This is a genomic window from Lacibacter sediminis (assembly GCF_014168535.1).
In the GTDB taxonomy this organism is placed as follows: Bacteria; Bacteroidota; Bacteroidia; order Chitinophagales; family Chitinophagaceae; genus Lacibacter; species Lacibacter sediminis.
Genome location: NZ_CP060007.1, coordinates 4,808,983 through 4,831,525, shown reverse-complemented (window position 1 = coordinate 4,831,525; position 22,543 = coordinate 4,808,983). Strand labels below are relative to the sequence as shown.

General features: G+C 41.0%; 21 protein-coding genes. 9 read left to right on the top strand and 12 right to left on the bottom strand.

The window, feature by feature from the left end:
* Window positions 1-110: 110 nt before the first annotated feature.
* Complete coding sequence (locus tag H4075_RS20445) at window positions 111-908, bottom strand: sulfite exporter TauE/SafE family protein (protein ID WP_182802665.1); 798 nt, start codon at window positions 906-908, stop codon at window positions 111-113.
* A 60-nt stretch (window positions 909-968) separates the two neighbouring features.
* Window positions 969-1,616 (bottom strand): Crp/Fnr family transcriptional regulator, encoded by a 648-nt coding sequence (locus tag H4075_RS20440; RefSeq protein ID WP_182802664.1) that lies wholly within the window; start codon window positions 1,614-1,616, stop codon window positions 969-971.
* A gap of 64 nt (window positions 1,617-1,680) precedes the next feature.
* Here H4075_RS20440 and H4075_RS20435 point away from each other — a divergent pair, with 64 nt between their 5' ends.
* A complete protein-coding gene (locus H4075_RS20435) occupies window positions 1,681-2,283 on the top strand; it encodes a ribonuclease HII (RefSeq protein WP_182802663.1) in 603 nt (200 codons plus the stop codon).
* 237 nt (window positions 2,284-2,520) lie between these two features.
* Here H4075_RS20435 and H4075_RS20430 read toward each other — a convergent pair whose 3' ends face one another.
* Entirely contained in the window at window positions 2,521-3,129 is a 609-nt protein-coding gene (locus H4075_RS20430; protein WP_182802662.1) for an L-threonylcarbamoyladenylate synthase, read from the bottom strand.
* A gap of 104 nt (window positions 3,130-3,233) precedes the next feature.
* On the opposite strand from H4075_RS20430, the gene H4075_RS20425 reads away from it, so the two are divergent.
* Window positions 3,234-4,109 (top strand): cupin-like domain-containing protein, encoded by an 876-nt coding sequence (locus H4075_RS20425; RefSeq protein WP_182802661.1) that lies wholly within the window; start codon window positions 3,234-3,236, stop codon window positions 4,107-4,109.
* 313 nt (window positions 4,110-4,422) lie between these two features.
* Here H4075_RS20425 and H4075_RS20420 read toward each other — a convergent pair whose 3' ends face one another.
* The 8 genes from H4075_RS20420 to H4075_RS20385 all read right to left on the bottom strand — a co-directional run bounded on the left by H4075_RS20420 (window position 4,423) and on the right by H4075_RS20385 (window position 12,008).
* A complete protein-coding gene (locus H4075_RS20420; RefSeq protein WP_182802660.1) occupies window positions 4,423-5,793 on the bottom strand; it encodes a Gfo/Idh/MocA family protein in 1,371 nt (456 codons plus the stop codon).
* Window positions 5,794-5,812: 19 nt separating this feature from the next.
* Window positions 5,813-6,826 carry an alpha/beta hydrolase gene (locus tag H4075_RS20415; RefSeq protein WP_220494807.1) on the bottom strand — a complete coding sequence of 338 codons (1,014 nt, stop codon included), beginning with the start codon at window positions 6,824-6,826 and terminating at the stop codon, window positions 5,813-5,815.
* An 81-nt stretch (window positions 6,827-6,907) separates the two neighbouring features.
* The gene (locus H4075_RS20410; protein WP_182802659.1) at window positions 6,908-7,237 is read right to left on the bottom strand and encodes a hypothetical protein; all 330 of its coding nucleotides are present in this window, start codon (window positions 7,235-7,237) and stop codon (window positions 6,908-6,910) included.
* Entirely contained in the window at window positions 7,230-7,439 is a 210-nt protein-coding gene (locus tag H4075_RS20405; RefSeq protein ID WP_182802658.1) for a hypothetical protein, read from the bottom strand. The genes H4075_RS20410 and H4075_RS20405 overlap by 8 nt, the downstream gene beginning before the upstream one ends.
* A 12-nt stretch (window positions 7,440-7,451) precedes the next feature.
* The gene (locus H4075_RS20400; RefSeq protein WP_182802657.1) at window positions 7,452-8,216 is read right to left on the bottom strand and encodes a TIGR02757 family protein; all 765 of its coding nucleotides are present in this window, start codon (window positions 8,214-8,216) and stop codon (window positions 7,452-7,454) included.
* The gene (locus H4075_RS20395; RefSeq protein ID WP_182806749.1) at window positions 8,216-9,448 is read right to left on the bottom strand and encodes a cystathionine gamma-synthase; all 1,233 of its coding nucleotides are present in this window, start codon (window positions 9,446-9,448) and stop codon (window positions 8,216-8,218) included. Before H4075_RS20395 ends, H4075_RS20400 begins: the two co-directional genes overlap by 1 nt.
* The gene (gene asnB / locus H4075_RS20390; RefSeq protein ID WP_182802656.1) at window positions 9,411-11,303 is read right to left on the bottom strand and encodes an asparagine synthase (glutamine-hydrolyzing); all 1,893 of its coding nucleotides are present in this window, start codon (window positions 11,301-11,303) and stop codon (window positions 9,411-9,413) included. Before asnB ends, H4075_RS20395 begins: the two co-directional genes overlap by 38 nt.
* A gap of 132 nt (window positions 11,304-11,435) precedes the next feature.
* The gene (locus H4075_RS20385; protein ID WP_182802655.1) at window positions 11,436-12,008 is read right to left on the bottom strand and encodes a DUF2911 domain-containing protein; all 573 of its coding nucleotides are present in this window, start codon (window positions 12,006-12,008) and stop codon (window positions 11,436-11,438) included.
* Window positions 12,009-12,192: 184 nt separating this feature from the next.
* Here H4075_RS20385 and H4075_RS20380 point away from each other — a divergent pair, with 184 nt between their 5' ends.
* On the top strand, window positions 12,193-13,503 hold the full coding sequence (locus H4075_RS20380; protein ID WP_182802654.1) for an acetyl-CoA hydrolase/transferase family protein: 1,311 nt from the start codon (window positions 12,193-12,195) through the stop codon (window positions 13,501-13,503).
* Window positions 13,504-13,575: 72 nt separating this feature from the next.
* Here the strand turns inward: H4075_RS20380 and H4075_RS20375 are convergent, their stop codons facing one another.
* Window positions 13,576-14,160 carry an acyl carrier protein phosphodiesterase gene (locus H4075_RS20375; protein ID WP_182802653.1) on the bottom strand — a complete coding sequence of 195 codons (585 nt, stop codon included), beginning with the start codon at window positions 14,158-14,160 and terminating at the stop codon, window positions 13,576-13,578.
* Between the two features lie 74 nt (window positions 14,161-14,234).
* Between H4075_RS20375 and H4075_RS20370 the strand changes: the two genes are divergently transcribed.
* The 6 genes from H4075_RS20370 to H4075_RS20345 all read left to right on the top strand — a co-directional run bounded on the left by H4075_RS20370 (window position 14,235) and on the right by H4075_RS20345 (window position 22,520).
* Window positions 14,235-14,633 (top strand): Spy/CpxP family protein refolding chaperone, encoded by a 399-nt coding sequence (locus H4075_RS20370; RefSeq protein ID WP_182802652.1) that lies wholly within the window; start codon window positions 14,235-14,237, stop codon window positions 14,631-14,633.
* Window positions 14,634-14,785: 152 nt separating this feature from the next.
* A complete protein-coding gene (gene uvrB, locus H4075_RS20365) occupies window positions 14,786-16,822 on the top strand; it encodes an excinuclease ABC subunit UvrB (RefSeq protein ID WP_327059384.1) in 2,037 nt (678 codons plus the stop codon).
* A 154-nt stretch (window positions 16,823-16,976) separates the two neighbouring features.
* Window positions 16,977-17,717, top strand: a complete 741-nt coding sequence (locus tag H4075_RS20360; protein ID WP_182802650.1) for a ParA family protein — start codon at window positions 16,977-16,979, stop codon at window positions 17,715-17,717.
* Window positions 17,718-17,878: 161 nt separating this feature from the next.
* Window positions 17,879-18,076 carry a hypothetical protein gene (locus tag H4075_RS20355; RefSeq protein WP_182802649.1) on the top strand — a complete coding sequence of 66 codons (198 nt, stop codon included), beginning with the start codon at window positions 17,879-17,881 and terminating at the stop codon, window positions 18,074-18,076.
* 250 nt (window positions 18,077-18,326) lie between these two features.
* On the top strand, window positions 18,327-21,248 hold the full coding sequence (gene polA, locus H4075_RS20350) for a DNA polymerase I (RefSeq protein WP_182802648.1): 2,922 nt from the start codon (window positions 18,327-18,329) through the stop codon (window positions 21,246-21,248).
* Between the two features lie 12 nt (window positions 21,249-21,260).
* Window positions 21,261-22,520: an amidohydrolase family protein gene (locus H4075_RS20345; protein ID WP_182802647.1), complete on the top strand. Its 1,260-nt coding sequence runs from the start codon at window positions 21,261-21,263 to the stop codon at window positions 22,518-22,520.
* The last annotated feature ends 23 nt before the right edge of the window (window positions 22,521-22,543 follow it).

The window sequence follows — 22,543 nt, the reverse complement described above, 5'->3', positions numbered from 1 at the left end:
TGTATATTTTTTATTTTTTTTAATTGTTGAATTGAATAATGCAAAGTTGTGTTTTCAGGAGACGGTGAACTATGACTTTAGTCACACAAAAACGCTGCAGAAAAAGAAGTTTAGCGAATAAACAATTCTTTCACAATGATGTAAATGCCCATGACCAATACAAACCAGCCAAACCATTTCTTCAGCTTATCACCTGATACTTTTTTGCTGAGTGAATTGCCGATAAAAATTCCTGCAATAGCCAGTGCGGTTACAATGATGAGTAGTTTCCAATCGATGACTTGATGGCCAACATCGCCAAGGAAGCCGATCAATGATTTAGCTGCTATAATTAATAGAGAAGTACCGACTGCCTGTTTCATTGGCAATTTGCTGAGCAATACCAGTGCAGGTATAATGAGGAAACCGCCACCGGCACCAACCAATCCTGTTAAAATGCCAACCACTGTGCCTTCTATAAGTATCAATGGATAATTGAATTTCTGTTCACCACCGTTTCCATTTTCATCTTCGTTCTTTCCTTTGATCATGGAGTACGATGCAAACACCATCAGCACTGCAAACAGCAGCATCATTAAAATGGGTTTCGTTACAGTAAAACCTGCAAGCGTGAACACTTCATCCGGAATGGCGGGTACAATAAATTTTCGTGTAGCATAAACAGCTGCAATGGCGGGTGCACCAAAGATCAGGGCCGTTTTAATATTTACCAATCCATGTTTGTATTTCGGAAAAACACCTACCAGTGAAGTGGCTCCAACAATAAACAAGGAGTAAGCGGTTGCTAATACAGGGTTAACGCCAAACAGATACACCAGAACAGGTACTGTTAAAATAGAGCCACCGCCACCAATGAGGCCAAGTGAAATACCAATTATAACAGAAGCGAGATAGCCGATTATTTCCATGCTGCAAATGTGAATGCAATTTCAGCAGTGGTTGGTGATACAAATCACACAGGCTGCGATTTATAAATTTTTCAACTCAATTGCATTCCGGTGCAACCCAACTAACCCTTTCTGCTCCATTTTTTTGAGGAGTCTTGATATTACTTCTCTTGATGTATTCAGCTCCTGTGCAATTTCCTGGTGGCTGATATTAAGCAAAGTTGTTTGCTGGGCATCTTTTGCACGTTTGAGGTAAAACTCCAAACGCTCATCCATGCTGCGGAAAGCAACATTATCCAATGTAACAAGTAATTCATCAAAACGGGCACGGTAGGTTTCAATGACGAATTGGTACCAGCTTTTGAATTTGCTCATCCATTCACTCATCGTATCAACAGGCACCATCATTACTTCTGTTTCAACAACTGTTTTTGCCATAATGGGACTTGCTTCGTGCTTTGCCGCACAAACGAGTGATAAGGCACATGCTTCCCCGGGTTTTAAATAATACATAAGGAATTCATTGCCATCATCATCTTCACGATATACTTTGATCAGGCCATTCAACACCAGCATGGTACTGCGGATGTATTGACCTTTACGCATGAGAATTTCATTGGCAGGAAATGTTCTGAATTCACCCAATTCTTCTATTTCATTGACGAGTTGATCTTCAAATAATGGATAACTTTTGCGGAGCAGATCATCCTGTACTTGTTGCGTAGCCATCTGCAAATGTTGAAATTTTATTTGGATTGAAGAAACAATAGCTTGTTAACTTACTTTTGAAGCCATGTCGTTACTCTCGTTTTATCAGGAAGAACTGCTTGAAGCCGGCTGCGATGAAGCCGGGCGTGGTTGTTATGCCGGGCCGGTATTTGCAGCTGCGGTGATCTTGCCAAAAGAATTTCATCACCCACTGCTCAACGACAGTAAGCAGGTGAAGGAAGAAAACAGAAATGCGTTACGGTTGATCATTGAAGAACAGGCAACGGCTTATGCAGTGGCAAAAGTGGAAGTGGAAGAGATCGACCAGATCAATATTCTGAAAGCATCCTTTAAAGCCATGCATCTGGCTATTGATCAACTCAAACAAAAACCACAATTACTGCTGATTGATGGTAACCGCTTTATTAAATACAAACGCACAGCACACAAAACATTTGTAAAAGGCGACGGACGTTTTGCTTCCATTGCAGCGGCCAGTATTTTAGCCAAAACTTATCGTGATGAATACATGCTTAATCTGCACGAACAGTTTCCGCACTATAACTGGAAGAAGAATAAAGGTTATGGAACAGAAGAACACCGAAAGGCAATTGAAGTGCATGGATTATGTGAGCACCACCGTAAGTCGTTTAATATTGATCCGTTGAAAGTGCAGGAATTGTTTTGAGGCCTCACCCTCCATCTCCCTCTCCTATAGAGAGGGAGCGGTGCTGTATCTCATTGCTCTTCTTTTTGTTTTTCCACATCATCTGAGGCCTGATGCCGAGCAATCAGCAGGCACATATCTTCACTTCAATCCATAACTGGTAACGGTAACTTGTTGCATGGTTCAACTTATCTACCTATCAACTTTTCTACTCCATTACTTTTTTATTTCTCATTCCACATTTTTCATTCTTCATTTTCACCCCGCCCATTCGCCCAATCCTTCTCTCAATACCACCGGCTCATCATTGGTACAATCAACAATGGTTGAAGGAACCATGCCACCAATACCACCATCAACAACCAGGTCAACCAGTTTTTTAAAATTATCGTGCATGTATTCAGGGTCGGTGTATTCTTCCACCATCTCTCCCGGTAATGATGCACTGAGAATCGGATGACCTAACTCACGGATAATGGTACGTGCAATTTCATTATCAGGTACTCGTAAACCGATGGTATCTTTTTTACTCTTCAGGATCTTGGGCACTTCACGACTGGCTGGCAAAATGAATGTATACGGTCCGGGTAAGTATTGTTTCAGCATACGATAAACCGGTGTGCTGATTTGTTTGGCGTAATTGCTGAGGTCGCTCAGGTCATTACAGATAAACGAAAGTTGTGCTTTTTGCGGATCAACATTTTTAATGCGGCAAATGCGTTCGATGGCTTTGTGCTGAAAAATATCGCAACCCAAACCATAGATCGTATCGGTGGGATAGATGATGATGCCCCCGCTTTGCAGACAGTCAACAATGGTTTTGATCTGCCGGGGCTGAGGGTTTTCCGGATGTACATGCAGCAACATAGTTAAAAGTACGATTGAATTGAACCAATTTTATCAATCGGGTGACCATTTATCTGCAATTGTTCATTTATATTTGGATGTCCCATTATTAGTCCCGATTGTTTATGCAACTGAAACCCGTTGATACATTTGATACCATCAGCCCAGAGCAGTTTCGTCGTGAATATTATCTGCCAGGCAAGCCTGTGATCATTAAATCACTTGCAAAAACATGGCCAGCTTATGATAAATGGAACTGGGATTTTCTGAAGCAAACTGCGGGCCATCATAAAGTAGGTATTTATAATAATATCAAAAGTGATGCATACACACCCATCAACACTGCTGATGATTACAAGACGTTTGGCGAATATGTGGATATGATTTCCCAAGGCCCAGCAGGCTGGCGCATTTTCCTTTTTAATATTTTCGATCACTCGCCTCAATTAACCAAAGATTTTACCTGGCCCGAAGAGTACATGAAAGGCTTTGTAAAAAAATATCCCATGCTGTTTGTAGGTGGCGCTACTTCCATCACACATATGCATTTTGATATTGATCTGTCGCATATCCTGCATACACAGTTTGTGGGTCGCAAGCGTGTGTTGCTGTTTCCATACGAAGAGCAGTACAAACTGTACCGCAAACCCTTTGAAGTTTTGAGCCTGGCCGATTTCAGTAATTATCATCTCAAAAACGGTAAGCCCGATTACGACCAGTTCCCTGCTATTAAGCAGGCAATTGGTTACGAAGTAATTCTTGAACATGGCGATACATTGTTTATGCCTGCCGGTTGCTGGCATCATATGGAATATCTTGATAGCGGTTTTGCCATGAGCCTGCGTGCGATGCAGGAGGGAATTGCGCCAAAATTGCACGGCGTCTGGAACCTGTTTGGGATGCGAGGTATTGATACTTTGTTGAAGAAAACTGCCCCGCAATGGTGGTATTCGTTCAAAAAACGAAAAGCATTTGAAGCCGCTGAAAAAGAATTGATTTAGACTGAAAGAAGGGTTCGTTTTTCTTGCATATTCCAAAAGACTGGTCTATATTTATCTCGTCACATCTGGTTCCCCGTCCAACCCAATTCCAATTTCCCTTACAAAGCTCCTGATATTCCATAATATCCCGCTGATGAACAATTAGTTCCTCCCTACTATTTATTATTATAAGGTTTTCCATAATAGCAACACAGAGTTGTTGTAACTCTTTCTGAACATAAAAGATCTATTTTTTTGTGGTTTCAGAGGTAAGCAAAAGGGCCCACGATTTCTATCGGGGCCCAACTTGTTTAGGGCAAATTATGTTGACGGGTTATAGCTTTATCTGCACCACTTTATTCTCCTTCCTGCTTTGTTCTGCAGCAAAACCCATTAAATGACTTTCGATAGAAGCATCAATTGTTGATGTGAGTAAAGAAGCATCGTTTTTCGATATTGCTTCGATCCAGTTGGCAACAAGGCGCCAATCGCCGCCGCCATGCATATCAGTTGCATTTTTCCATTCTGTTTTCTTACCGGTGAGGAAGTCGGTATGTACCATCGTTGTCATATCACCCACGATATCACCCAAACTTCCCATCACTCTTGTTCTGCGGCCTTCGTAAGATGTAAATGCTTCCATGCTGAAACTGCAGGTGATGCCATCTTCAAAGAGAATATTGGTGGTGTAGTGATCTGGTTGATCATTTTCCATCCTGTACACACAACGACCATAATTGGTTGTTTTTAATTTCTCCATAATATGATCGGCGTGCTTTTCTTTTTCCTCAGGCATATCGAATACATAAGTTCGTTTCCGTTCCCGGTAATATTGTTTCAAAGCCGAATAAGGACAGCTTGTTTCCACTTTACAACCATCGGTGCAACGTGCAGTGCTTCCTTCGGGTGCGTTCTTCTTGTTGAACCAGCTTATATCGCCCAATGCATGAATACTCTTGCTTTGTTTTCCGATCATCCAACGTAATATATCGAGGTCATGACAACTCTTTGCAAGAATAATAGGCGTTGTTTCTTTACTGTTATGCCAGTTACCACGCACATACGAATGACTCATATGTGTGTGTTCAATTGGTTCGATATGTTGTACACTTACAACTTTACCCAGAACACCACTCTGCATGATCTTCCGCAACTCTTCAAAGTATGGCGCATAACGGAGTACATGACAAACTGCAACGATTTTCCCTGTTTTCTTTGTCATGGCTAATATATCTCTGCATTCTTTTTCACTGGGTGAAATTGGTTTTTCCAGCAATACATGATAACCCATTTCCAGTGCTTTCATGCAAGGTCCATAATGCAGATTGTCAGGAGTGGTTATAAGGATTGCGTCTGCAAACTTGGGTCGCTTGAATACATCTTCCCATGTTTTAAAACGATTCTCATCCTTAATCGCATGCTTTTTTGAATAGCGCTCATTGCGAATAGCAATAGGCTCGGCCACACCTACAATATCAAGCTGTGCAGGATATTGAACCGCATAGTTACCATATACATTTCCTCTTGAACCGGCGCCACAAGTAATAACAGTGATAGGTTTATCAGGACGAAAGTTATTTTCAAATTCAGGAAGATAGATGCGTTCACCGTTATCATTGGTGGCCCATGATGAAAGCGGCAACATTGAGCTGCCAATGGAAATTCCTAAAGCCTTTAACGCATCTCTGCGTGATAATGAAGACATATGTTCTGGTTTAAAATGATCAATTAGTTTGAAGCGGCATTTTTAAAACGTCTATCATAAACTTTGTTATTTCTGTTTCCACGCCCTGGTAATCGTTCGATTTAATATAACCACCAATCACATGATCGCCTGTATTTGGCATGGCCACTTTTCTTTTTTGTTCAGATACTGTGCCAAGTTCATCAAACATGTTCAGCATAGCACTTACTTTCACCACACTATCCTGGTGCACCTCATCTTTATAATAGTACAACATGAGTGTTGGCTGCTTTACATTACTGAATGTTTCAGGAACCATCGCTGTTTCTAAATATTCCTGCAGAGTCACAACAGCTTCAAGCCTGTAATGTGAGTACCAATGTGCTTTATAAATATCACGTTGATCTTTTGTATCAACATAATCTGATTTCTTTACCAGTCTTGCAATTTGTAAACCCCATGGGTTATTGGCAAGCCATGCATTGGGATCATTAATGGCAATATTGGGTGATAAAAGAATGATCGAAGAGATCTCGGGAAAGTTGGCCGCCAGTTGTAATGCATTACTTCCACCTGTTGAAGTGCCCATGATGATCACTTTATTACCAAGTTGTTTACCGATGGCATAGGCTTGCTTTACACTCTCCCAATATTTTTCCGATGTAAGATGCAACATCGCTTCACTTGTATCAATACCATGTTCCGCTAAGCGTGCTAAATATAAATTGCAGCCAAACTTTTTGGCAATGGCCATATGCACAGGGTCGCCTTCTTCCTGCGAAGCAGAAAAACCGTGCAGATATACAATTGCATATTCTGTTTTCTGTTTGGTTGAATCGTTGTGCCAAATAATCCGTGCTTCGTTTTCCGGTTTGATCTTATGTTGTGCTTCGTTTTGTGCGATATAGTTTTCCAAAGCGGCTGCCTCAGTTGGAACTGTTGGCAATGTGTTTGTATAAACAGGGGTTGATGGGTTGGGGCCAACGAAATAAATAATTGTAAGAACAAGAAGAATAATGAGCACCCATTTCAGCAATCGTTTCAGGAATTTCATGAGTCATATTTAGGTTGATTCTTAAAATTACTGGATTCCTCTTTACCAAACGTGAACAGGGCAAACGATTGAGCAGGTCTATTACCAGCGTTCAGCGCCTTCGTCATCTATCGTATTCGATCTATGCTCGGCTCTTGATTTGATCTTTTGCAATTGCCGGTCGATGATGAGGCGTGCGATCAACTGTGCAGCATTTTCTCCACCTTGTTGCGCCAGTAATTGCTTCATTTTTGCTTCATGCACATCAATGCGGTAGAGATAATAGATCAGCTTTTCAAAGTCAGTATTGATAAGATGGTTGATATGATCAGTAAGCTGTTGTTCAAGTTCATTCATCGCTAGCTTCTCAGAAAGTTTCAACGACAGCTCTTTGTTGAGCAACGGGATGATATCCGGGTTAGGATCACTCATCTGATTTATCTTTCTTTTTATTGTAAAAAGTAAACAACACTGTTAACACAACTGCTATGATCGCACTTTTAACCAGTACAGAACTGATAGTGGTATCTGCTTTATTAGCAACCCACACCAAAAAAGCATAGTTAATTAAACTGACAATAATGAAGTTTACAATAAGCAGAATAAAAAACTGGATGAGCTTAACCGGGTTCATTTGAAATGATTTCTAAAGTTTATTTTCCATTACACCTGTACCGAATAATGCAAAATCATATTTCACGGGATCGTTCTTATCTAAGATACGAAGATTGGCTGTGAGTTCAAGTGCTGCTTCCCAATCGTCTTGCTTTCGATGAAGCAGATCGTATTGTCTTGCTACTCTTGATACATGTACATCTAACGGGCAAATAAGATCGGCAGGCTTGATGTTTTTCCAAATACCAAAATCGACTCCTTTGTTATCATCTCTTACCATCCAGCGCAAATACATATTCAAACGCTTGCAGGTTGATTTTTGCATGGGTGCCGAAACATGTTTCTCGGTTCGCTTCAAATGTTCGAATGAAAAGAAATAGTTTTTAAAATGATTCAATCCTTCTTCTACCGACATTCCTTTTTTTGGGAAGAAAGCGGATTCTAAAGTATCATGCTTGCTGTAATGCCGTTGAAAAAATTCAATAAAATAATAGAGATCGTCAGCAGTAAATGTTCTGTGTTTAAATCCACCTAATTTTTTCAATCTGCCGGAGTTTTGGTTGAGGCAAAATTGATGTGGCTGCATATCCATCAACTGCATTAACTCTTTTGCTTTGTTGATGATGGTGGTGCGGTTGCCCCACGCAAAGATGGCTGCAAAGAAACCAGCAATTTCAATATCCTGTTTTTGGGTAAACAGGTGAGGTATGCAGATGGGATCATCTTTAATGAACGAAGGTTGATTGTAGAAATCAACCTTCGCATTAAGGAACTTTTTTAATTCTTGTTGTTTCATTACCCAATCGCTTTCGCCAGATCTTCAATCAGATCATCGGCATCTTCAATACCCACACTTAAACGGATCAGCGAATCATGCAAACCATCTTTGATACGTTTTTCTCTGGGGATTGATGCATGTGTCATACTTGCCGGGTGATTGATCAAACTCTCCACACCACCTAAACTTTCAGCCAATGCAAATAAATGCGTGGATGATAATACTCTTCTTGCTTCTTCAATACTGTCATCTTTTAATTCAAAACTGATCATACCCCCAAAGTCACGCATTTGTGCTTTTGCGATTTCATGACCGGGATGATCAGTAAAGCCGGGCCAATAAACTTTCGCCACTTTTGGATTTGCTTTTAACCAATGTGCAATTTTTGCACCGTTGGCGCAATGCGCTCTCATACGCACAGCCAATGTTTTAATACCACGCAACACAAGAAAACAATCCATTGGTCCGGGAACTGCGCCAGAGCTTTTCTGGATGAAATATAGTTTTTCACGTAGATCTTTATCATTCATCACCAAACAACCTTGTATCACATCACTGTGACCGCCAAGATATTTTGTAGCAGAGTGCATCACGATATCAGCACCAAGATCTAGCGGATTTTGTAAATAAGGGGATGCAAATGTATTGTCAACGCAAAGCAGTGATCCCGCTTCTTTGGCGATAACAGAAACTGCTTTGATGTCGGTAATATTCATCAACGGGTTCGTTGGTGTTTCTAACCAAATGAGTTTTGTATTGGCAGTAATCGCTGCTTTTACATTTTCAGGATTGGTGGTATCAACATAAATAAATTTCAATCCGAACTTTTCAAACACTTTCATGAACAAACGATACGTACCACCATACATATCACTTGCTGCGATCACTTCATCACCGGGTGCAAGTAGTTTGATCACTGCATCTGTTGCAGCCACACCACTGCCAAACACCAAACCAAACTTTCCGTTTTCAATTACGGCCACTGCTTCTTCCAATGCAAAACGGGTCGGGTTCTGGCTTCTTGCATATTCAAATCCTTTGTTGACACCCGGCGCTTCCTGCACATACGTACTGGTTTGATAAATGGGGGTCATAATAGCGCCGGTTGAAGGATCGGGATGTGAACCGGCATGGATCATTTTAGTATCTAGTTTCATAATGTATATTTTTTTCGTCAGACGCTCTCGTCGGACGGATTGCAAAGATGAGGAATTACAACAGATGCGCCGCACAGAAATAACGCCAGTCATCATTCTTAACAGCATGTGCTGATTGTGCATTCACTGGTTGTTTCAGGATTTCTTTCTTCAGGATATTTTCTGATACGAGTTTTTGACGGCTGGTTTGCAACAATTCCATAAAACCTGCAGATTGCATCCATTGCTGTTGCGGAGGTTCATAGCCGATCTTATCGGTTCGGTAAACAATGGAAGAAGGCAACACCTGTTTCATACTTTCACGCAGGATATATTTCGTGTACCCGTTCTGAATTTTGTAATGCGAAGGCAGCGAGAAAGTGAATTGCACCAAATCATGCGATAAAAAAGGCAAGCGAACTTCCACGCCATGTGCCATGCTGTTACGATCTGCATAACGCAGCAGTTCTTCCAAGCCCAGCCGCATGGTATTATAGTAAAGCAGATCATTCAGCTTGCTTACGGTTGGTTTGAAAATACTTTTCTTATTGAAATTCGTTTTGCGATAGTTATTCGCAATGAATTTATTATTCAGTATTTGTTTATTGGCTTTGTTTTCCAATTGTACCGCTGCCATTTCCGGGAACCGTGCAGCCAGTTTATTCTTCCAGCTCCAGTTAACTGGAATATTGTGATTTGCAAAGGCATTCAACTCATGACTTACGACAGACGATTCACGCATCTTCTCCTGCAAAAACCAGTGAATGTATTTATGATAACCTGCTAACGTTTCATCAGCGCCTTGTCCATCTAAAATCACTTTAATGCCTTGTTGTTTCGCCAGTTCATATACTTTGAACTGTGCATAGATGCTCGAAGATTGAAATGGTTCTTCCTGGTGATGAATTAATTTTTCAATATCATTGAATAATGTTTCTGCCGTTGGTGTAACAAAATGATGTTGCAGTTGAAATTGATTCGCTACCTGTTTGGCATAAGCTGTTTCATCTTTTTCAAAACCGGGAAACGAAGCAGTGAATACCTGGAACTTGGAACCTGGATTTTGAGATTTGATGATTGCAGCGATTGATGAGCTGTCTAAGCCTCCGCTCAATGATGTGCCTGTTTCAACATCGCTCCGTAATCTTCTTGTTACGGATGTGTTGAACAACTGCTGAAACTGTTCAGCAGCTTCTGCTTTGGTTAAAGTTGATTGTGTTTCTTTATCAAGATCCCAGTATTGTGCAATTTCATTTTTCCCATTACGCAGGTCTAATTTCAGGTAATGTGATTGTGGCAAGCCGCTGATGTTTTCATAAAAAGTCTGCGACAGGTTGGCCGGATTTTTCACCCAGCCCAAACCAATATAGTTGAGCAGCATGCTGTGATCAATTGTTCTTTCGACACCTGCTGCCCACAATGCTTTCATTTCGCTGGCAAAAACAAATTGTTCGCCATCAAAAAAATAATAGAATGGTTTTTCACCGAAACGGTCACGTGCAGTAAACAGTGTTTGTTCTTTATCATCCCAGATAGCGAACGCAAACATCCCGTCGAACTGTTGCAGACATTCTTCTTTCCAATAGTCATAGGCAGCCAGGATAACTTCTGTATCAGAATGTGTAAAGAAGGTATATCCCTTCTGCTTTAACTCTTCTTTCAGTTCAAGGTAATTGTAGATCTCTCCGTTGTAAGTAATGCTGTAACGTGCCCTTTCACGTGGGCCTCTCTCCACCATATCGGGTCGTGCTTCTCCGGTGGGAAACGGGAAATGCATTGGTTGTTTACCTGTTTCGCTTAAATCAATGATCGCTAATCGTCGGTGACCCAAACCAACTGTTTTGTTTTCATTCAACCAAAAACCTTCACCGTCCGGCCCACGATGGGCAATAGCGTCCGTCATCTGTTTCAAACGCTCTGCTGAAACATGATGAGGGTTCATTGAAACAATTCCTGCAATTCCACACATGCTGTAAAAATCGAACTTCAATGCAGATAAACCAAAAAGAAAAAGCCCTCCATTTCTGCAGAGCTTTATTAACTATTTATCAAACTGATGAAACTTTAGTTCGCGTCGTACTTCATACTTCGTAACTCTTACTTACCAGCTAATCGGCATTTTCACCATCACTTCATCCCAATCCATAATGAGGTTGATACTTTTGTCGGTTACTTTTTCAAACAGCATCGTAAATGATTCGGTTACATCGGCTGTTTTTGTAACAGGGCAATCAATACGCACCACATCTTTACTTGCATCGTATTTAAATGCGCCCCACACATCAGTATCTTTATTGATGATCACCGTCCATTTTGCTGCACTCTCTAAAGCATACATGGTATAACGACCTTTCTTTACCGTTTTGCCGCCAACTTTTACATCACGGTAAAACTCGATCTCTGTTGCTTCGTTGGCACCCAGTCGCCAGATCTTTCCATCCTCCACCAACTCACCAAATACTTTACGGCCACTCTTTGAAGGTCGACTGTAAATGACACGGGCAATCAAGGGCTCGGTTACTTTATTCGGCTGAATACGGAGAACAGGATAGTTCACAGGATAATACGACATATCCATCGGCGATTTGTCCAATGGCGGTAATTTGCTTCCGTTCTGTGCTGTTGCTGTAAAACCAAACGCAACAAATAAAAAAATCATCGATAACAATTTCATACGTTCTGTTTTTTGGATCTTATTTTATTGGTGACAGTTATTATGACTGCTTTTTTCTCCCGGAGGTTGTTTTGAGAACGCAAATTTAGCCCAAAGATTGCTGTCCGTAATCACCATTTATCCTGTTTGTTGGCAGTTTCAAAGGCTTTGTTGTATTTTATTTTTGCATTCTAATCTTTCGATCATGTACAAGCATATACATTACCAATCAGTAGAACAGGCCCTCGCCGTGGTTAAGAGCGGCCAACGGGTGTTTGTTCAGGGCAGCGCCCAAACCCCCCTTTATTTATTACGTGAACTGGCTAAGCAGTCGCACAGACTCGAGCAGGTGGAGCTGGTATTCATTACCGTGCAGGGAGATATTACCGTTGACCAGCCACAATACGAAGGCATCTTCAACATCAACTGTATGTTCGTGAGTAACAGTGTACGCAAAGCGGTAAATGAAGGCAGGGCCGATTTTATTCCTGTGTTTCTCAGCGATATTCCCGACCTCTTCAATAAAGGCCATTTGCCAATTGATGTAGCGTTGGTACATGTATCGCCACCCGATAAACATGGCTATTGCTCACTGGGCGTAAGTGTTGATATTGCAAGAAGCGCCGTGAACACCGCCAAATATATTATTGCACAGGTGAATCCAAATGTGCCACGTACACACGGTGATAGTTTGATCCATACTGAACGGTTTACATCAATGGTGTATTGTGAAGAACCGTTACCTGAAGTGGATTATGGTGTGAAAGTGCGTGAAGATGAAATGCAGATCGGCAGATACATTGCCGGTATGATCGAAGATGGCAGCACCCTGCAAATGGGTATTGGTACTATTCCCGATGCGGTATTCAAATCCTTACACAATCATAAAAATCTCGGCGTACATACCGAAATGTTCAGCGATGGTATTATCGATCTGGTTGAAAGAGATGTCATCAACAACGTCAATAAAAAAATCCACCCGAATAAAACAGTAACAGGTTTTGCATTAGGTACACGCAAGCTGTATGATTATGTTGATGACAACCCTGCGTTTGTATTTCTTGATATTGATTATGTAAATGATCCGCATGTGATCCGTCGTAACCCAAAAGTGGTGGCCATCAACAGTGCCATTGAAGTTGATATTACCGGACAGGTTTGTGCTGATAGTATTGGCACAACTCAATACAGTGGTATTGGCGGACAAATGGATTTTATGCGTGGCGCTGCATTGAGTGAGGGCGGTAAGCCGATTATTGCACTTACATCACGCACTGCAAAAGGAATAAACCGCATTGTGCCATTTCTAAAACAAGGTGCTGGTGTGGTAACTACACGTGGACATATTCATTACGTGGTAACAGAGTATGGCATTGCACATTTGTATGGAAAAAATTTACGTCAACGTGCAAAGGCCTTGATTGAAATTGCACACCCTGACGATAGGGAAATGTTGGAGAGGGCTTGTGTTGAACGATTCAAACAGTTTTTAGTTTACGATTCTCATATTCATTAAGATTGTTGATCAGGTAGGGCATACTTCTTCAAGTCTGCAATTATTTGAGCAGACTGTATAAGTATGTCCTACCTATTTTTCCTCTATCCAATTCTTTACCACAGCAATCATTTCCGGAAAGAAAGCCTGGTAACATTTCCGCAAGGTTGCATCATGTTCTTCGAACAATGCAAAGGCTGTTGCGCTTTCGGTTAAGTAAGTTGCACGCCGCACTACTCCGTGTAAACTGTTTTCAATTCCCCATTTATTACTGTAGTTGTAAAGCCAGTTCTGTGTTTTCATATAAGGGAACATGCGTGCAAACCGTTCTGGGAAAACAGCAGTATAAGGTTCAAGCATTGTATAGGTATTCGCCGCAAACTCTTCCAGTGAATCATTATTGAAAATCAATGGATCGGTGGCGAGATAATGATCGTATACCACATCAACAAAAGCCCCTGCATATAAACGATAATGTGGTCTGAAAACTTCTTTTGCTTCTTTGGTGGCTGCATGATCGTCGGTAAATGAATCGATAATACGATGGAGTTCGATGCCCTGTTGAATGCCTGGCGAATAGTCGAATTTCTTTTTGCCTTTCACATAATCGCTGATCATATTACCCACGAGTAACTCGGGCTGGTGAAACGACAGGTAGGCGTGGGCGAGATAATTCATAAAGTTTTTTTACAGACGGCGTAAACTTTTTTGAGACTTACCGTCTAATCCTGTTCAAACTAAAATTTATTACAATGAAAGTACTCCAATTTTTATTCCTTTTTATCTGTGTGGGTGCAATGGCACAGGCGCAGCCACCGGCTGATACTTCAAGAGGCAGAGGTCCACGTGTAGATATGTACAAGGATCTGAACTTAACCAAAGACCAGCAGGAAAAAGTAAAAGCCATCCAGGACAAACAACGTGAAGAGATGGAAGCACTTCGTAACGGCTCACTCAGTCGTGAAGAACAGCGTACAAAGATGATGGAGATCCGCAAAAAATACAGTGAGCAGATCGATGCCATATTAAATGCAGAGCAAAAAGAAAAACTGAAAGCGAAGCAAAAAGAAATGCAGGAGCAGATGGAGAAAAGACGTAATGGCGGCGGTGGCCCCGGCGGACAAGGCGGAGGAAATAACAATAACAATTAATTGTGAACCGGCGAAAGCCGGTTTTTTATTGCAGTGATTTGTAACTTCTTTACTCGCTTGCGACACCATCAGGTTGTAGATATCTCTAAACAGTAAACTTATCTGCAGTTAAGCTATTCAGCAAATGAACCTAACAGTCACTAAATTTGCAGATGCCTTTTCAACTTCATTCACCTTATTCTCCCTCCGGCGATCAGCCGCAGGCTATTCAACAGCTTACCGAAGGAATTTTAAACGGGGAGAAATACCAAACCTTACTTGGTGTAACAGGTAGTGGTAAAACATTTACCATGGCCAATGTGATCCAGAATGTACAACGGCCAACGCTTGTGCTTACACATAACAAAACATTGGTGGCGCAGTTGTATGGTGAGTTCAAACAATTCTTTCCTGATAATGCTGTGGGTTATTTTGTAAGCTATTACGATTACTATCAACCCGAAGCATATATGCCTGTGAGTGGTACCTACATTGAAAAAGATCTCAGCATAAACGAAGAGCTTGACAAACTGCGTTTACAGGCTACCAGTGAATTGTTAAGCGGACGAAGAGATATTATTGTGGTAGCGAGTGTGAGTTGCATTTATGGTATGGGTAACCCGGTTGATTTTGAAAATGGCATCATCCGTATTCAAAAGAAACAGACACTTTCACGACAAGGCTTTCTGCATTCATTGGTGAATAGTTTATACAGCCGCACACAAGGTGATTTTACAAGGGGTACATTTCGTGTAAAAGGCGATACCGTTGATATTAATCTTCCTTATGTCGATTTCGGTTACCGCATCAGTTTTTTTGGTGATGAAATTGAAGAGATCGAAACCATTGATATCAAATCAGGAAAACGAATTGGTAAAGTTGAGAACGCTGCCATCTTCCCGGCCAACTTATACATCGCACCAAAAGACCAGATGCAACAGATTATTTATGAAATACAAGACGAAGCGGCTGCACAGGTTGAGTACTTTAAACGTGAAGGCAAATACATTGAAGCGCAACGATTGAAAGAACGCACCGATTATGATCTGGAGATGATCCGTGAGCTTGGTTATTGCAACGGTATTGAAAACTATTCCCGATTTTTTGATCGACGTACGCCAGGTACAAGACCGTTCTGTTTGCTGGATTATTTCCCGAAGGATTATTTAATGGTCATTGATGAAAGTCATCAAACCATTCCGCAGGTAAGTGGTATGTATGGTGGCGACAGAAGCAGAAAACTGGTATTGGTTGATTATGGTTTTCGTTTACCGAGTGCAATGGATAACCGTCCGCAGAACTTTCACGAGTTTGAAAGTTTGCTCAACCAGGTTGTGTTTGTTAGTGCTACTCCTGATGATTATGAATTAGAAAAAACAGGTGGTGTGGTAGTAGAGCAGGTTGTTCGTCCAACAGGTTTGTTGGATCCGCCGATCGAAATCCGGCCAAGTGTAAACCAGATCGACGATCTGCTGGATGAAATTGATAAGCGGGTAAAGAAGGGTGATCGTGTATTGGTTACAACATTAACCAAACGTATGGCAGAAGAAATGGACAAATACCTGAAGCGGATCAATATCAAATCAAAATATATTCATAGCGAAGTGGACACGTTGGAGCGAATTGAAATTTTGCGTGATCTCCGCTTGGGCGTTATTGATGTGTTGGTGGGTGTAAACCTCTTGCGTGAAGGATTGGATTTACCTGAAGTATCGCTCGTTGCAATTCTTGATGCAGATAAGGAAGGATTCCTGCGTAATGAAAAAAGTTTAACACAAACCGCTGGTCGTGCTGCACGTAATGTCGATGGATTGGTGATCTTTTATGCTGATAAGATGACGGAGAGCATGCGCCGCACCATTGAAGAAACAAGCAGACGAAGAGAAAAACAGATCCAGTATAACATTGAACACGGCATTACACCACGTACCATCAAAAAAAGTATTGAACAGGTGATGGGGCAGACGGCTGTGCTTGATATTAAAGGCTACGATCCTGCAAAATCATATGCGCTTGCTCCCGATGGTGAATTAGTAGAAGCAGCCGAAGACCAGGAAATATATCAAACTATTCCGCAAATGGAGAAAGCGATTGCCAGAACCAAGAAGCAAATGGAAAAAGCAGCACGTGACCTGGATTTTATGGAAGCTGCACGTTTACGGGATGAAATGTTCAGATTACAGAAAGAACTGGACACAATGAAGAAATAGATAACCCGTCAGCGGCTTCAAACTATGTTCAAGGGTTTCTTCTAACGATCATGCTTATGCCCCCATCTGGTAATAAGCTGATGTAACTTGCTATATGCCCTGCCAAAATCTCCCCGTCTTTTCTTAACTTGAAGCTCTTTCAAAAAAATCAGCCATGTTCACATTTGCTTTATTTAACCTCAAAGGAGGTGTTGGTAAAACTGCCAGTTGCGTAAACTTTGCATACCTCGCAGCAAAAGACGGTTACAAAACCTTGCTATGGGATATTGATCCGCAGGGCGCCACTTCGTTTTATTATAAAGTAAAACCGAAACAAAAAGTGGTGATGAAAGATGTGGTTGGAAAAGATGCAGAGCTGGCTGACAGCATCATGGCAACAGAATATGAAAATCTTGATATTATTCCTGCTGATATAACTGCGAAGGCGCATGATGTGATGATCGATGAAATGCAGGCATCAAAAAAACGGTTGGCAACCATCTTAAAACAATTGAAGAGTGAGTATGATTTTATCTTCATTGATTGCCCTCCGGGTTTAAGTTCATTAGCGGAGAATATTTTTAATGCATCTGATATTGTTTTGATGCCCATCATACCAACAACACTTTCTGTTCGCACCTATCACATGGTGAAAGATTATTTTAAAGAAAAGAATATCGATCAGAAAAAAATGACTTGCTTCTTCACCATGACCGATCTGCGACGCAATATGCACAACGAAGTGATGGAAGAATTATATAAAGACAAACGCTTCTTTGAAAACTATATTCCTTATTTAAGTGATGTAGAAAAAATGGGTGTACACAAAGCTCCGTTAGAAGAATTTGCACGCAGCAGTTACGCTGCACAATGCTATCGTGACCTGTGGGAAGAAATTGAAGAAGGAGTGCTGTAACTCAATACAGTAGCGGATTTCAGCCGACCGTAAATTTACCGAAATGGCTTTAAGTACTAACCCTGAATTTTTGAAAATAGATTTCTAAGTGTTGCATAATTCAAAATCTGTTTCTACATTTGAATTGTCCAATTCTTTTGAAAAAACTAAATCCAAATGTCATGAAAAAGCCATTGCGTTTCTTCTCATTCGTATTTTTCCTCTTCGCTATTTATTTGAACGTATTCTACAAAGAAGATTCTTTCCTGGCACGTGTCGTTGCAGGTAAATCTGAAATTTCAAAACAGCAAACAGCTCAAAAACAATCTAAGGAAGCAAAGCCTTTAGAGAATGAGCTCGCTGAAAATAGCGGCAAGTAATTTCACAATACATATTGTACATCAACTATTTCGTTAAGCAGTCAACGAACCGGCGATCCGTACCCTATATTTTTATTTGCTGCCGGTGTTGAATTTTCTCATAATGTAAGTTTTGCGGAGGTGGTTTCCACCACCTCCTGTTTTTATTTTGCTTACTAAAAAACCACGTTATAAAACGGGGCTTTTGTCGTTTATAAAAAATTAAGCAGCGATAGTTGGGATAGCTCTGCAGGCAGCTTACCTTAGCGGCATGGCCAATGATAAAAAAGTTTTTCTGCTCGATGCGTTTGCTCTCATCTTCCGTGCATATTATGCACTTATTCGTAGTCCACGTAATACATCCAAAGGAAAAAACACCAATGCACAGTTTGGTTTCACCAATGCATTGATCGAACTCATTACCAAACAAAAGCCATCACACATGGCCGTTTGTTTTGATACGGCTGCACCAACCGAGCGCCACACCGATTTTGCAGAATACAAAGCCAACCGCCAGGAAGCTCCCGAAGATCTGTTGCTGGCTATCCCCGACATTAAGCGCATCATTAAAGGATTTAATATTCCGGTAATTGAAAGCGACGGCTATGAAGCGGATGATGTGATCGGTACATTAAGCAAACTGGGTGAAGCTGCCGGTTACGAAGTGTTTATGGTTACGCCCGACAAAGATTACGGTCAGCTTGTAACCGAAAAAGTAAAAATTTATAAACCTGCATACCAAGGTGGTGATGTAGAGATCATGGGTCCCGAAGAAGTGTGTGCCAAATGGGGAATTAAAAATGTGAGCCAGGTAATTGATATACTCGGTATGATGGGTGATTCGGTTGATAACATTCCCGGCATACCTGGTGTGGGCGAAAAAACCGCAGCTAAACTGTTGGCTGAGTATGAAACATTAGAAAATGTATTGGCCAATGCTGCTAACATTAAAGGAAAGATGGGCGAAAAAGTTGCAGCAGGAAAAGATCTTGCTATCATGAGTAAAAAACTCGCTACAATTATTACCAATGTACCTGTTGAATTTCATGAAGAAGATTTTCGTTTGAAAGAATGGAACAAAGAAGAGTTGGCAGCAGTGTTTGCAGAACTGGAATTCAAAACAATTGGCAAACGAATTTTAGGTGATGACTTTAATGCATTCAGCACAGCACCTGTTGGCGTACAGAAAGATCTGTTCGGTAATGTGATAGACACCACAATGGGCGAAGTGCGGAAAGAAAAGAAGGCGCCACCAAAATCTGCACAAACAGAAATCTTTGCGTCAACTGATGCTACAGAAGCTGAAGAAACTGCAGAGCAGGAAGAAGGCACTGCTGTGTTGGATCTTGGCGCTTCAAAAAATATCAATAATACTCCACACGAATACATCGCCGTAACAACGGAAGTGGCAATGCAAGAATTGGTTGCTGAGTTATCAACACAAAAGGAAATTTGTTTTGATACCGAGACAACAGGCATTGATGCAAATGATTGTGAAATAGTAGGAATGAGTTTTTCGTACCAGCCACATAAAGCATGGTATGTTCCTTGCCCTGTTGATCAGTCAGAAACAAAAAAAGTGCTGTCCATTTTTAAACCGTTGTTTGATGATGAAAGCAAAACATGGATCGGGCAGAATATCAAATACGATCTGTTGGTATTGAAATGGTATGATGTTGAATTGAAAGGTCCGCTGTTTGATACCATGCTGGCGCATTATGTTGTGGAGCCTGAAGGTAAGCGCAGCATGGATGAGTTGAGCGCACAGTTTCTTGGTTATGAGCCTGTACATATTGAGGAGCTGATCGGCAAAAAAGTTCCAAAAAACTCTACTTCTAAACAACAGGGAACCATGCGTGATGTGGAGTTAGAGAAGATCACTGATTATGCAGCCGAGGATGCCGATATCACTTTGCAATTAAAACAATCCTTATTTCCATTGTTGAAGGAAAAAGAAGTAGAGCGTGTGTTTTATGAAGTAGAAAATCCATTGGTGAAAGTGCTCACCGATATGGAGTTTGAAGGAATCAGAGTGGATGTTGATTTCTTAAATGAATATTCCAAGCAACTCGATAAAGACGCCAAAGAAGCTGAACAACGGGTATACAGTTCTTCCGGTTTGAAATTCAACCTTGCTTCACCAAAACAGTTAGGTGAAGTATTGTTCGATCATTTAAAACTCGATCCCAAAGCGAAGAAAACAAAAACAGGACAGTATGCAACAGGCGAAGATGTATTGCTGAAGTTGGCGCACACAAGCCCTATCGTTGAAGATATTCTTGCATTCCGTGAGTTGACGAAATTAAAATCAACGTATGTTGATGCATTGCCACAACTGATTAATCGTAAAACAGGAAGAGTACACACTACATATGGACAAGCTGTTGCAGTAACCGGTCGCTTGGCAAGTAATAATCCCAACTTGCAGAATATTCCTGTACGTACAGAACGTGGAAGAGAAATTCGTAAAGCATTTGTACCAAGAGATGAGAATCATGTGTTGGTGAGTGCCGACTATTCACAAATTGAATTGCGTATTGTTGCCGCTATCAGTGGCGACCCGGCTATGTGCGATGCATTTATTCAAGGAAAAGATATTCATACAGCAACTGCAGCCAAAGTATACAAGATCGAAGAGAAAGATGTAACCAAAGAAATGCGTTATAAAGCCAAGAGTGTAAACTTTGGTATCATTTACGGACAAGGTGCATTTGGTCTGGCCGATAATTTAGGCATCAGCAGGACAGAAGCGAAAGAGATCATTGATAACTACAAGCGGGAATTTGCAGGTATTCAAAAATATATGGATGATACCGTGAACTTTGCACGTGAACATGGCTATGTGCAAACCTTGATGGGCCGCAAGCGTTGGTTACGGGATATTAACTCGAGCAACTTTACTGTACGTGGTTATGCAGAACGAAATGCCATCAACTCACCCATACAGGGAACAGCGGCCGATATGATCAAACTTGCAATGATCAAAACACATGATGCATTAAAAAAGAGTACATTCAAAAGTAAAATGATCCTGCAGGTGCATGATGAATTGGTATTTGATGTCTTGAAGGAAGAAGCAGAAGGTATCAAAGCATTGATCATTGAATGTATGCAAACTGCTATGCCGCTTACACATGGAGTACCGGTTATTGCAGAAGCAGGAACAGGTGATAACTGGTTAGAAGCCCATTAAACAAAAACGGTGATGCGTTTTTTCTTATTGATTGTTTGCATCTTTACAAAACTCGCTGTTTTAGCGCAGGTAAAATCTATTCGCTTTATTAACGGGCAGTGGTTTAACGGTAAAGAGTTTGTTGCTGCTGAATTTTATAGTGTAAACGGATTACTTACAAAGAGTGCCCCATCATCAGTAGATACAGTTGTTGATCTTAAACAGCAATACATCATACCGGCTTTTGGTGAAGCACATAATCATTCACCTGAAACCGACCAGGACCTTGATGTGTTTATTGAACGTTACGTCGCTGATGGCATCTTCTACATCAAAAATCCAAATAGTATTCCGTTTGCAACCAATAAAATACAAAGTAAGATCAATCATCCACGAAGTGTGGATGTGATCTATGCCAATGGCGGACTTACTGCAAATGGGGGGCATCCAACTACACTTTACAATTACATGCTGGGCACAACTTATAAAAAAGCATTGCCCGGCTGGACAACAAAAAGTTTTGAAGGAGAAGCATACTATCTAATCAATTCAAAAGAAGAACTGGAAAAAAAGTGGCCGTTTGTTCTTTCACAAAAACCGGGCTTCATTAAATTCTATCTCATCTTTTCAGAAGAATATGAAGAGCGAAAAGATGATACCCTTTTCAACGGCAAAAAAGGAATTGATCCTAAACTGGCAAAACTTATTACCAAAAAAGCACATGCAGCAGGATTGAAAGTAAGTGCACATGCAGAAACACCAAGTGATCTGCAAGTTGCATTAGCAGCAGGAGTTGATGAGATCAATCATTTACCCGGTTACCAGGTACGGTGGAGAGATGGTTACACAGAAAAATACTATAAGCTTACAGCAAAAATTGCACGGAGTATGAAACGCAAGGGAGTGCATGTTGATCCTACTTATTCGTTGCTGCAAACAGAGATAAAGCCTATGAGTAATCAGCAACGTGAAGCGCAGACGAATGTACAAAAGGAGAACCTGCTGCTATTAAAAAAGTATCGTGTACCTGTTACGGTTGGTTGCGATAGTTACAATCTTACTGCCCAAACAGAAATTGAATACTTACGCAAACTGAATATTTACAGCAATCTTGAATTGCTGAAAATGTGGTGTGAGGTTACGCCTGCTGCCATTTTCCCAAACAGAAAAATTGGAAAACTGCAGGAAGGATATGAGGCTAGTTTTCTCATCCTGTCAAAAAATCCACTGGAAAATTTTGAGCATGCCTACAACATTTCCCTTCGGGTAAAACAGGGAGTGATTTTGTGGTGATGAAAATTCATATTGCATAACAA

Excerpts from the sequence above, each read along its gene's own strand:
- H4075_RS20445 (WP_182802665.1), bottom strand. The coding sequence starts at position 908 with ATGGAAATAATCGGCTATCTCGCTTCTGTTATAATTGGTATTTCACTT.
- H4075_RS20440 (WP_182802664.1), bottom strand. The coding sequence starts at position 1,616 with ATGGCTACGCAACAAGTACAGGATGATCTGCTCCGCAAAAGTTATCCA.
- H4075_RS20435 (WP_182802663.1), top strand. The coding sequence starts at position 1,681 with ATGTCGTTACTCTCGTTTTATCAGGAAGAACTGCTTGAAGCCGGCTGC.
- H4075_RS20430 (WP_182802662.1), bottom strand. The coding sequence starts at position 3,129 with ATGTTGCTGCATGTACATCCGGAAAACCCTCAGCCCCGGCAGATCAAA.
- H4075_RS20425 (WP_182802661.1), top strand. The coding sequence starts at position 3,234 with ATGCAACTGAAACCCGTTGATACATTTGATACCATCAGCCCAGAGCAG.
- H4075_RS20420 (WP_182802660.1), bottom strand. The coding sequence starts at position 5,793 with ATGTCTTCATTATCACGCAGAGATGCGTTAAAGGCTTTAGGAATTTCC.
- H4075_RS20415 (WP_220494807.1), bottom strand. The coding sequence starts at position 6,826 with ATGAAATTCCTGAAACGATTGCTGAAATGGGTGCTCATTATTCTTCTT.
- H4075_RS20410 (WP_182802659.1), bottom strand. The coding sequence starts at position 7,237 with ATGAGTGATCCTAACCCGGATATCATCCCGTTGCTCAACAAAGAGCTG.
- H4075_RS20405 (WP_182802658.1), bottom strand. The coding sequence starts at position 7,439 with ATGAACCCGGTTAAGCTCATCCAGTTTTTTATTCTGCTTATTGTAAAC.
- H4075_RS20400 (WP_182802657.1), bottom strand. The coding sequence starts at position 8,216 with ATGAAACAACAAGAATTAAAAAAGTTCCTTAATGCGAAGGTTGATTTC.
- H4075_RS20395 (WP_182806749.1), bottom strand. The coding sequence starts at position 9,448 with ATGACTGGCGTTATTTCTGTGCGGCGCATCTGTTGTAATTCCTCATCT.
- asnB (WP_182802656.1), bottom strand. The coding sequence starts at position 11,303 with ATGTGTGGAATTGCAGGAATTGTTTCAATGAACCCTCATCATGTTTCA.
- H4075_RS20385 (WP_182802655.1), bottom strand. The coding sequence starts at position 12,008 with ATGAAATTGTTATCGATGATTTTTTTATTTGTTGCGTTTGGTTTTACA.
- H4075_RS20380 (WP_182802654.1), top strand. The coding sequence starts at position 12,193 with ATGTACAAGCATATACATTACCAATCAGTAGAACAGGCCCTCGCCGTG.
- H4075_RS20375 (WP_182802653.1), bottom strand. The coding sequence starts at position 14,160 with ATGAATTATCTCGCCCACGCCTACCTGTCGTTTCACCAGCCCGAGTTA.
- H4075_RS20370 (WP_182802652.1), top strand. The coding sequence starts at position 14,235 with ATGAAAGTACTCCAATTTTTATTCCTTTTTATCTGTGTGGGTGCAATG.
- uvrB (WP_327059384.1), top strand. The coding sequence starts at position 14,786 with ATGCCTTTTCAACTTCATTCACCTTATTCTCCCTCCGGCGATCAGCCG.
- H4075_RS20360 (WP_182802650.1), top strand. The coding sequence starts at position 16,977 with ATGTTCACATTTGCTTTATTTAACCTCAAAGGAGGTGTTGGTAAAACT.
- H4075_RS20355 (WP_182802649.1), top strand. The coding sequence starts at position 17,879 with ATGAAAAAGCCATTGCGTTTCTTCTCATTCGTATTTTTCCTCTTCGCT.
- polA (WP_182802648.1), top strand. The coding sequence starts at position 18,327 with ATGGCCAATGATAAAAAAGTTTTTCTGCTCGATGCGTTTGCTCTCATC.
- H4075_RS20345 (WP_182802647.1), top strand. The coding sequence starts at position 21,261 with ATGCGTTTTTTCTTATTGATTGTTTGCATCTTTACAAAACTCGCTGTT.